Annotated in this window: 9 protein-coding genes; 3 read left to right on the top strand and 6 right to left on the bottom strand. The window is 74.5% G+C overall.

Going from position 1 to position 9,632, the window contains the following annotated elements:
- Nucleotides 1-52: 52 nt before the first annotated feature.
- Both I6A81_RS02570 and I6A81_RS02565 read right to left on the bottom strand, forming a co-directional pair.
- Entirely contained in the window at nucleotides 53-439 is a 387-nt protein-coding gene (locus tag I6A81_RS02570) for an OB-fold nucleic acid binding domain-containing protein (RefSeq protein WP_203005884.1), read from the bottom strand.
- Between the two features lie 247 nt (nucleotides 440-686).
- Complete coding sequence (locus I6A81_RS02565; protein WP_203005885.1) at nucleotides 687-998, bottom strand: DUF4235 domain-containing protein; 312 nt, start codon at nucleotides 996-998, stop codon at nucleotides 687-689.
- Between the two features lie 239 nt (nucleotides 999-1,237).
- On the opposite strand from I6A81_RS02565, the gene dut reads away from it, so the two are divergent.
- From dut to I6A81_RS02550, 3 genes are all read left to right on the top strand, one after another.
- Entirely contained in the window at nucleotides 1,238-1,792 is a 555-nt protein-coding gene (dut, locus tag I6A81_RS02560) for a dUTP diphosphatase (RefSeq protein WP_203005886.1), read from the top strand.
- Nucleotides 1,793-1,834: 42 nt separating this feature from the next.
- A complete protein-coding gene (locus tag I6A81_RS02555) occupies nucleotides 1,835-2,581 on the top strand; it encodes a DUF3710 domain-containing protein (RefSeq protein ID WP_203005887.1) in 747 nt (248 codons plus the stop codon).
- Nucleotides 2,582-2,830: 249 nt separating this feature from the next.
- Entirely contained in the window at nucleotides 2,831-3,349 is a 519-nt protein-coding gene (locus tag I6A81_RS02550; protein WP_203005888.1) for a gamma carbonic anhydrase family protein, read from the top strand.
- A gap of 138 nt (nucleotides 3,350-3,487) precedes the next feature.
- Here I6A81_RS02550 and sigJ read toward each other — a convergent pair whose 3' ends face one another.
- From sigJ to I6A81_RS02530, 4 genes are all read right to left on the bottom strand, one after another.
- Nucleotides 3,488-4,573: an RNA polymerase sigma factor SigJ gene (gene sigJ, locus I6A81_RS02545; protein WP_203010078.1), complete on the bottom strand. Its 1,086-nt coding sequence runs from the start codon at nucleotides 4,571-4,573 to the stop codon at nucleotides 3,488-3,490.
- Entirely contained in the window at nucleotides 4,570-5,532 is a 963-nt protein-coding gene (locus I6A81_RS02540; RefSeq protein ID WP_203005890.1) for an NAD-dependent epimerase/dehydratase family protein, read from the bottom strand. Before I6A81_RS02540 ends, sigJ begins: the two co-directional genes overlap by 4 nt.
- 190 nt (nucleotides 5,533-5,722) lie before the next feature.
- Nucleotides 5,723-8,380: a valine--tRNA ligase gene (gene valS / locus I6A81_RS02535; protein WP_203005891.1), complete on the bottom strand. Its 2,658-nt coding sequence runs from the start codon at nucleotides 8,378-8,380 to the stop codon at nucleotides 5,723-5,725.
- Between the two features lie 207 nt (nucleotides 8,381-8,587).
- Nucleotides 8,588-9,394 (bottom strand): inositol monophosphatase family protein, encoded by an 807-nt coding sequence (locus I6A81_RS02530; protein WP_203005892.1) that lies wholly within the window; start codon nucleotides 9,392-9,394, stop codon nucleotides 8,588-8,590.
- Nucleotides 9,395-9,632 lie beyond the last annotated feature (238 nt).

The raw sequence follows: 9,632 nt of genomic DNA, 5'->3' as shown, positions 1-9,632 counted from the left end.
ATCCGTGGCCGCGGCCACGGATCGAGCCCGCCGAGCCGGCGGCCCGGGTGCGCTAAACGCCCGCGGAGGACGCCGGGAGCAGTTCGTAGCGCGGGTTGAAGATCGTCGTCCGCCGCTCGTCCCGGCTGATCCGGCCGGACGCCTTGAGCGACCGCCCCGCGTCCAGGCCGGGGATCTGACGGCGGCCGAGGAAGACCAGCGTCGCGCTGCCGCTGCCGTCGTAGATCTCCACCTCGAGGCTGGGAGCCCCGGATCGAGTGCGCAGCGTGACCGACCTTATGGTCCCAGCCACGCACGCCTCCTGGTGGTCCTGGCAGCCGACGATCGGCGCCGCCCCCTCGGCGGCCGCCGCGCGCCGCAGATCCTCCGCCTCCAGTTCGTCGTCCGCCGCAGTCAGCCGGTGCAGCACTTTGCCCCACCAGCCGGATTTCTCAGCCACGGCTCCTCCGATCTGACCCACCAGCGTCAGGTCGCTCGCGCCGCGTCGTGGGACCGTGTCCCGTCGACATCAGTTCGAAACGCCCTCGAAAGGCAGTTTGCTCCGACGACGGGGGTCGGGCCGTAGGTTTTGTGACGTCGGTCTCTGTCATACACGCGATGGCGGCGGGGGCGTACGCGCGAAGGCGGCGGGCCGGCGCGAGGCTGGCCGCCGCCGTCGTGCCCGGCGTCCGGTGAGGCCCGCGGCGTCAGCCCGCCGGCTCGGCCACCGGCTCGGGCTCACGCTCCATCCCCGGCGGCAGCGCCCCGGTCGCCCGGGCCCAGCCGACCGCGACGGCCCGCTCGGCGGCGAGCCTGCCGATGGCTACCGCGACCGCCGACAGCAACGCCCAGAACATGGCCTCCCGCCAGGAGGTGTCGGGGTGCGCCAGCCGCGGCGGCTCGCCGCCGCGCACCTTCTTGTGGACGGCGTTGACGCTCCTGGTGGCCGCCGTGCCGCCCGCGGCCGCCGCCGCCCCCCCGATGATCTTCCAGCCGACCTTGGATACCGCTCCGGCCACCGCGCACCTCTTCTATATGTCTGTAGATCCTGCGTTAGCTGCTCACCCGGCGGCACCCCACCCGCCACGGCGGCGGCGCGACGCGGCCACGCCGCCATCGCTCTACCTACCCAGCCGGTGACGGTGCGCGCCGCCAGTATCGTCCCAGCCCGGTAGGTGGGACCGTTCGCGCCCGCCACCGACCGGCGCCGAGAGCCAGCGCCGCGCACGCACGCCGCACGCCGCCCCAGGGAGCCGCCATGACCGCCCTCGACCCCGTCCCCGTCATCGCCCCCGCCGACGTCCCCGCCGGCCGGGAGCCCGCCGAGGCACCGTCGGTCGAGGTGCTGGTACGCCGGCTCGATCCGGATCTTCCGCTGCCCTCCTACGCCCGTCCGCTGGACGCCGGCGCCGACCTGGTCACCACCCAGGACGTCACGCTGGCGCCCGGTGAGCGCACGGTCGTGGGGACCGGCCTCGCTATCGCGCTGCCGGCTGGGTATGCCGCGTTCGTGCACCCCCGCAGCGGTCTCGCCGCGCGCCATGGACTCTCGGTGGTCAACTCACCGGGTACCGTCGATGCGGGCTACCGTGGAGAGATCAAAGTGATCCTCATCAACACGGACCGGACCGAGCCGATCCGATTGTCCCGCGGCGACCGGATCGCCCAGCTCGTCGTGCAGCGCGTGGAGCATGCCGCCTTCCGCGAGGTCGACGAGCTGCCGGCCTCAGGGCGTGGCGCCGGCGGCTTCGGGTCGACCGGAGGTTTCGGGTCGACCCGAGGCGGCGACGCCGTGCGCGACGCGGCTCACTGACCCAGCGGGACTGGCTCGGTCACCGGTAGGAGAGGGAAAGTCATGGCATTCGGGCGCCGCCGCAGGCAGCAGGACGACGAGGACGCACTTCTCGACGAGGAGCGGGAGCCCGACGAGGACGTCGACGACTCGATCGACTTCACCGGCGAGCCGGAGGGGCCCTACGACGTCAGCGAGGCCCCACGCGACGGGGTGCACCGCCTCGACATCGGTGGCCTGCGGGTGCCGGCGCTGGAGGGGGTGCAGATCCAGTTCCAGGTCGAGGAGGCGTCCGGCCGGCCGCTGTCCGTGGTGGTCGCCGACGGCCAGAGCGCCATGGAGCTGGCCGTCTTCGCCGCCCCGAAGAGCCGCGGCCTGTGGGGCGACGTCCGCGCCGAGATCGTCGAGCAGCTCCAGGCGGCCGGTGGCACCCCCCGCACGGTCGAGGGCCCACACGGCCGCGAGCTGGAGCTCGCGCTGCCCACCCCGGTCCCCGGCCAGATGGTCCCCGGCCGGATGATCGGCGTCGACGGCCCGCGCTGGTTCGTGCGCGCGGTGCTCACCGGCCCCGGCGCGCTCGACCCCACGCGGGCGCCGCTACTCGTGGAGACGCTGCGCCGCCTGGTCGTGGTCCGCGGCGACGACGCGATGCCGGTGCGCGATCCGCTGCCCCTGAAGCTGCCCAAGGAGGTCACCGACAACGTCCCGGGCTCCGCGGGCGGCGACGCTCCCGCCGGCACCGGCACCTCCGCCACCTCCGGCCGCCCGCAGATGCCCACCCCCGGCGCCCGCATCGCCGAGCTGCGCTGAGGCCCGCCCGACGCGACGCCATCCTCACGGCCCGTTCCCGGCTCGCCGCGGGCCCCTGGCCGCCACCGGAGGCCGGCGCGGTGGCGGCCCGCGACGGCCCGCGTGGATGGCCGGTCCGAGCCTGGCAGGGATGGGGATCACGCGGAACCGGGGTTCGCGGCCCGGCACTGGGGCGGGCATTCACGGCAAGATGACGGGGGGCGCCAGCTCGGCCGTCCACCTCGAGGTAGTTGCCGCCGGGAGGCTGTCTTGGCTATCTACGCGCTCGGAGACCAGGTACCTGACATCGACCCGTCCGCGTACGTCCACCCGGACGCGACCGTGATCGGGTCGGTGACGATCGGGCCGGAGTCGTCGATCTGGCCGCGGGCCGTGCTGCGCGGGGACACCGGGCGGATCGTCATCGGTGCCCGCACCTCCATCCAGGATGGCACCGTCATGCACACCACCGTCACCCACAACACGATCGTGGGCGATGACTGCGTGGTCGGCCACGTCGCCCACCTGGAGGGCTGCGTCGTCGACAACGGGGCGCTCATCGGCTCGGGCTCGATCGTGCTGCACAACGCCCGGGTGGGATCCGGCGCGATCGTCGGCGCCAACGCGGTCGTCAGCAACAACGGCGTCGTCCCGCCGGGCGCGATGGCCCTCGGCGTCCCCGCCAAGATCCGCGAGGGTGCCGCCAACGCCGAGGGCATCGCCATCGCCGCCGAGCACTATGTCCAGAACGGCAAGCGCTTCCGCGAGGAGCTCCGCCGCATCGACTGACGGCCCGCCGCCCGACGGATCGAGCCAGGCTGGCCGTCCGCGGAAGCGGGCGCCGACCAGGTCAGCCCCGGCCCGCCGGTCCGCGGCCGGATCGGGACCGCGGGCCGGCCGGCGGTCTCCGGGATCGCCGCGGTTCGGTCAGGCGGGGCCGGGCACCGGGCCGGCGGGGCCGCGCAGGTGGTGGAGCTTGTCGGGGTTGCTGACGAAGTCGATGGCCTGGACCCGGCCCTCGGCGACGGTCAGGGCCGCGACCGTCGCCAGCTCGCCGCCGGTGTAGTGCAGGAAGCCGGGGCCACCGTTGACCGCGGCGGGGACGATCGCGTGCTCGCCCGGCTCGCGCGTGTCCTTCTCCAGGATGCCGAGCAGGAAACGCGCGACCTTGTCCCGGCCGACGATCGGCCGGCGCGCCGCCCGGGCGAGACCGCCGCCGTCGGACCGCAGCACGATGTCCGGGTCGAGCAGTTCGACGAGCACGCCGAGGTCGCCGCCGGTGGCGGCGGCGTGGAACGCCTCGGCGACCTTCCAGCCGCGCGCCGGGTCGGGGTCGAACCGGGCTCCGTCGGCGCGGACGCGCCGCCGGGCGCGGCTCGCGAGCTGGCGGGAGGCGGCCGGGGTGCGGCCCGTCACCTGGGCGACCTCCTCGAAGCCGTAGCCGAAGACGTCATGCAGCACCAGCGCGGTCCGCTCCGCCGGGGTGAGCGTGTCCATCACGACCAGCATCGCCATGCTGACCGACTCGGCGAGGGTGACCCGGTCCGCCACGTCGTTCTGGGACGCCTCCACGAGCGCGTGCTGGGCCGGTGTCGCCATACCGGCGGCGCTCCCGGCCCCGTAGACCGCCGTCGCGTCGAGGCCGCCGGCCTCGGCCAGCGGCTCGGGCAGCCACTGGCCGACGTAGCTCTCCCGCCGTGCCCTGGCCGAGCGCAGCTCGTCGAGGCAGAGCCGGCCGACCACGACGGTCAGCCAGGCCCGCAGGTCGTCCGGCTCGACGTCGGCGCGGTCGAGGCGCAGCCAGGCCTCCTGGACGACGTCCTCCGCGTCGGTGAACGAGCCGAGGATCCGGTAGGCCAGGCCGCGCAGGTAGCCGCGTTCCGCCTCGAACGCCGACGCGAGCGCCGCCGCGCGGTCACCACCCCGCCGACCGGCGCGGCCGGGCCCGCCGGCATCGCCCCGGTCCTCGCCAGCCTGGTCCTCGCCGGCCCCGCCGGCGCCGGCGATGGTCATCGCCGCGCCGCCAGCGGCTCGCCGGCCGCCGTCGCGGCGCCAAGCTCCCGGACCACCTCGGGCAGACCGTCGGCCAGCGACGGGAAACGCGGACGCCAGCCCGTCGCGTCCCTGAAGCGGGCGTTCGAGATCCGGTGCGAGCGGGTCAGCGGCCGGGCCCGGCCCGACAGCCGCATCACCGCGGCCGGGATCAGTCGGCCGTGGGTGCCGGGCCGGCCGGTGGCGACCGCCGCGAGCAGGTCGGCGGCGTCGCGGTGGAGCATCGGAGCGTCGTCGGCGACGTTGTACGTTCCGGCGGGGACCGTCAGCGCCGCGACGACGGCGCTCGCGGCGTCGTCGATCTGGATGCTCGAAAGGTAACCGTCGGCCGGGCCGGGCAGCGCGGGCCGGCCCGCCCTGGCCATCGCGACCTGGGCCTGGGTATGCGCGCTGTCGGCGGCGTAGAAGGCCGCGAAACGCAGCAGCACACCGGCGCCGCCCTTGCCGGCGAACCGGGCGACGGCCTGGGCCGAAGCGGCGACGGCGCGCTCCTGCGGGCCGCGGGCCAGTGGCGCGTCCTCGTCGAGCCAGCGGTCGGCGCCGTCCGCGTAGCCGAAGGTGATCGACTCCTGCAGGTAGTGGCCGGCGCCGGCGGCCAGCGCCGCGTCGGCGAGATGGTGGCTCGCCTCGGCGCGCAGCCGGTCGTTGATCCGCCACGCGCCGGGCAGCAGCGCGCGCGACATGTTCGGGATGTTGGTGGCGAGATGGACGACCGCGTCCGGGCGAGCGGCCGTGACCGCCGCGAACACCGCCTGCCGGTCAAACAGGTCGACGGCGACCGGGTCCGCGCCGGCCCGCCGCAGCTCGTCCGCCTTGGCCTCGCCCCTGGCCACCGCGTCGACCGCGTGCCCGGCCGCGACCAGCGACGGCACCACCCGCCGTCCCAGCACCCCGGTCGCGCCCGTCAAAAAGATCTTCATGGAACCCTCCTCGCGCATCGCCTCACCGCAAGGACGGGGTACCCCACCAGGATGTGACACGTCGCCCGGTCGGCGCCCGTTGAGGGGCGGGCCGACCGGCGGCCGGCGAAGCCGCGGGCGGGGCGTTGGGGGTCGCGGAGGCGATCGGGGTGCTCGGCCGGCCACGGGCCCGGCCGAGCACCCTCGACGGTCAGACCGCCGCGGGCCTGGGGGCCAGTTCCACCGCGACGGCGATCTCACCGGTGCCGTCGAGCAGCGCGAGGTCGGTGATGCTGCCGGCGCTGCGCAGGTCGGCGGAGACCGGGGCGAGCAGGGCCAGCACGTCGGGCTCGGCGGTGACCCTCGCCGACGCGACCTCGGCCTTCATCGACACCTTGGCCTCGGACTTGGCGCGGCGCACCGCCGAGAGGACCACGCCGACCACCTCGAGCTGGCGCGACGGCGCCGCCTCCGCGAGCTTGCGCAGCTGGGCGGCCTCCGGCCAGCGGGCCCGGTGCACCGAGCCGGCCTGCCACCAGGACCAGACCTCCTCGGCGACGAACGGCAGGAACGGGGCGAACAGCCGCAGCAGTGTGGAGAGCGCCACCGCCAGCGTCGCCTGAGCGGAGACCGCGCCCGCCTCGCCCGCGCCGCCGTAGGCCCGGCCCTTCACCAGCTCCACGTAGTCGTCACAGAACGTCCAGAAGAACGACTCGGTGACCTCGAGCGCGCGGGTGTAGTCATAGCCGTCGAACGCGGCGGTCGCCGCGTCGACGACGTCGGCGAGGCTCGCGAGCAGCGCCCGGTCCAGCGGCTCGGTCACCGCGGCCAGCGTCGCCTCGCTGGCCGCGTCCCCGGTCGCGATGCCCGTGGACAGCGCGGCGCCACCCTCCCCGCCGACGATGCCGAGCGCGAACCGGCTGGCATTGAGGATCTTGATGGCGAGCCGGCGGCCGATCTTCATCTGGCCGACGTCGAACGCCGTGTCCGTGCCCGGGCGGCCGGAGGCCGCCCAGTAGCGGACCGCGTCCGAGCCGTGCTCCTCGAGCAGCCCCATCGGGGTGACGACGTTGCCCTTGGACTTCGACATCTTCTTGCGGTCGGGGTCCAGGATCCAGCCGGAGATCGCCGCGTCCGACCAGGGCAGCAGGTCGTGCTCGTCGTGGCTGCGCACCACGGTCGAGAACAGCCAGGTCCGGATGATCTCGTGGGCCTGCGGGCGCAGGTCCATCGGGAAGACCCGCTCGAACAGGTCGGGGTCGTCGATCCAGCCGGCGGCGATCTGCGGGGTCAGCGACGACGTCGCCCAGGTGTCCATGACGTCCGGGTCGCCGGTGAAGCCGCCGGGCACGTCGCGCTGCTCGGCGGTGTAGCCGGGCGGCAGGTCGGTCGACGGGTCGAGGGGCAGGCTGTCCTCGGCCGCGAGGATCGGCGCGTCGTAACGCGGCTCGCCGTCGGCGTCCAGCGGGTACCAGACCGGGAACGGCACGCCGAAGAAACGCTGCCGGGAGATCAGCCAGTCGCCGTTGAGGCCGTCGACCCAGTTCTCGTAGCGGACCCGCATGTGCGGCGGGTGCCAGTTGAGCTGGGCGCCGCGCGCGCGCAGGGCGGCACGCAGCTGCTCGTCGCGGCCGCCGTTGCGCAGGTACCACTGCCGGGTGGAGACGATCTCCAGCGGCCGGTCGCCCTTCTCGTAGAACTTCACGGGGTGCTCGATCGACCGCGGCTCGCCCTTGAGCGCGCCGGATTCCCTGAGCAGTTCGACGATCCGGGTCTTGGCGGCGTGCACCGTCTTGCCGGCGAGCTCCGCGTAGGCCGCCCGCCCCGCCTCGGTGTCGATCGCGGCCGGCGGGTCGGGCAGCAGCCGGCCGTCGCGGCCGATCACGGCACGCGCGGGCAGGTTCAGCTCGCGCCACCAGATCACGTCGGTGAGATCCCCGAACGTGCAGATCATCGCGATGCCGGAGCCCTTCTCCGGGTCCGCGAGCCGGTGCGCGACCACCGGCACCTCGACGCCGAACAGCGGCGTGCGCACCGTCTTGCCGAACAGCGGCTGGTAACGCTCGTCGTCCGGGTGCGCGACCAGCGCGACACAGGCCGGCAGCAGCTCCGGCCGGGTCGTCTCGATGATCACGTCACCGTCGCCGCTCGCCTTGGGGAACGCGAGCGTGTGGTAGGCGCCGGGGCGGTTCCGGTCCTCCAGCTCGGCCTGGGCGACCGCGGTGCGGAACGTGACGTCCCACAGCGTCGGCGCCTCGGCCAGGTAGGCGTTGCCGCGCGCGAAGTTGCGCAGGAACGCCCGCTGGGCGACGGCGCGGGACCGGCGGTCGATCGTCGCGTAGGTGCACGACCAGTCGACGGACAGGCCGAGCCGGCGCCAGAGCTCCTCGAAGCCCTTCTCGTCCTCCAGCGTCAGCTGCTCGCACAGCTCGACGAAGTTGCGCCGGCTGATCGGGATCTGCTCCTTGCCCGGCTTCGCGGGCGGGGTGAAGCCCGGGTCGTACGGCACCGACGGGTCGCAGCGCACCCCGTAGTAGTTCTGCACCCGCCGTTCGGTCGGCAGCCCGTTGTCGTCGAACCCCATGGGGTAGAAGACCTCGCGGCCACGCATCCGCTGGTAGCGGGCGATCAGGTCGGTGTGCGTGTACGAGAAGACGTGGCCGACGTGCAGCGAGCCGCTTACGGTCGGCGGCGGGGTGTCGATCGAGTAGACGCGCTCACGGCCGACCGCGCGGTCGAACCGGTACGTCTGCTGGTCGCGCCATACCGCTGACCAGCGCTCCTCGACCCCGTCGAGACTTGGCTTCGCTGGAATCGCCCGGGTCGCCGGCTGCGTCGCCGGCCCCGGGGCACCGTCTGTTGACACCACTCTTCGATCCTACGGGCGATCGCAAACTGTTAATCACCTGGTGCGCGGCGTCGCCGGGCGCGGCGGCCAGCGGTCGCCGCGCCGGCCGCCATCCTGACCGGCGCTGGTCGTGGCCGGCCAGTCGCGCCCGGCCCAGTCGCGATCGGCTCAGTCGCGATCGGCTCAGTCGCGATCGGCTCAGTCGCGATCGGCTCAGTCGCGATCGGCTCAGTCGCGGTCGGCGCGCGGGTCCTGGGCGAGCAGGTCGACGAGCGGACCGAAGATCGCGGGCGAGGCCGCGACGTAGAGGTCCTCGCCGCCGGGCGCGCCGTCGAGGCCGCCCACGACGGCGCCCGCCTCGGTGGCCACGAGGCCGCCCGCGGCGTGGTCCCACGGCTTGAGGCCGCGTTCGTAGTAGGCGTCGAGCGTGCCGGCCGCGACGGCGCACAGGTCCAGCGAGGCGGCGCCCATCCGGCGGATGTCGCGCACCCGCGGGACCACCCTGGTCAGCACCGCGACCTGGGCCGTGCGCCGCTCGACCGTGTAGCCGAACCCGGTCGCGACGAGCGCCATGGTCAGGCTGTCGACCGCGGAGACGCGCAGCGGCCGCCCGTCGAGCGCCGCTCCCCCGGCGCGCAGCGCCGTGTAGGTCCGCCCGAGCGCGGGCGCGTGCACCACGCCAGCGACGACCTCGCCGTCGATCTCGGCGGCGATCGACACGGCCCAGTTCGGCAGGTTGTAGAGGAAGTTGACGGTTCCGTCGATCGGGTCGACGATCCAGCGCACCCCGCTGGTCCCCGCCGCGTCCGCCCCCTCCTCGCCGAGGATCCCGTCGTCGGGCCGCGCCTCGCGCAGCCTTCTCGCGACCAGTTCCTCCGACGCCCGGTCCAGCGCCGTCACCACGTCCGTCGGCGACGACTTCGTCGATTCGGCCGCGACGTCCCCGGCCCGCCCCCGCACCAGCAGGTCCCCCGCCTCGGCGGCGACGTCGAGCGCGAGCGCCAGCAGTTCCTCCGCCACCGGCCGGTCAGCCATCCTGCCGCCCCTCGCTCCGGGCGTCGGCGGCGGCAGGGCTGTCGGCATGCGCACAGGTCCTCACGCCGCCATCCTGCCAACCCGATCTGAACAATCACGGTCACGAACCCGACCAACGCCTGTGAGCCACCCCACCGGCGGGGAGCGCCGCGGCTGGATCCGGCGCCGTGGCGCGAGGGCCGGGCCCCCGGCACACACGTCGCCGTGGTCGCGGATCGAACGAACCTGTCTCAAATAC

Origin of the sequence: Frankia nepalensis (assembly GCF_016786325.1) — a bacterium.
GTDB classification, from domain to species: Bacteria; Actinomycetota; Actinomycetes; order Frankiales; family Frankiaceae; genus Pseudofrankia; species Pseudofrankia nepalensis.
The sequence above is the reverse complement of the archived record's forward strand: the minus strand, read 5'-3'. Positions and strand labels throughout refer to the sequence as shown.

What these genes read in the sequence shown, in the direction of transcription:
- dut (WP_203005886.1), top strand. Translation starts at nt 1,238, where the DNA reads ATGACCGCCCTCGACCCCGTCCCCGTCATCGCCCCCGCCGACGTCCCC.
- I6A81_RS02555 (WP_203005887.1), top strand. Translation starts at nt 1,835, where the DNA reads ATGGCATTCGGGCGCCGCCGCAGGCAGCAGGACGACGAGGACGCACTT.
- sigJ (WP_203010078.1), bottom strand. Translation starts at nt 4,573, where the DNA reads ATGACCATCGCCGGCGCCGGCGGGGCCGGCGAGGACCAGGCTGGCGAG.
- I6A81_RS02540 (WP_203005890.1), bottom strand. Translation starts at nt 5,532, where the DNA reads ATGAAGATCTTTTTGACGGGCGCGACCGGGGTGCTGGGACGGCGGGTG.
- I6A81_RS02530 (WP_203005892.1), bottom strand. Translation starts at nt 9,394, where the DNA reads ATGGCTGACCGGCCGGTGGCGGAGGAACTGCTGGCGCTCGCGCTCGAC.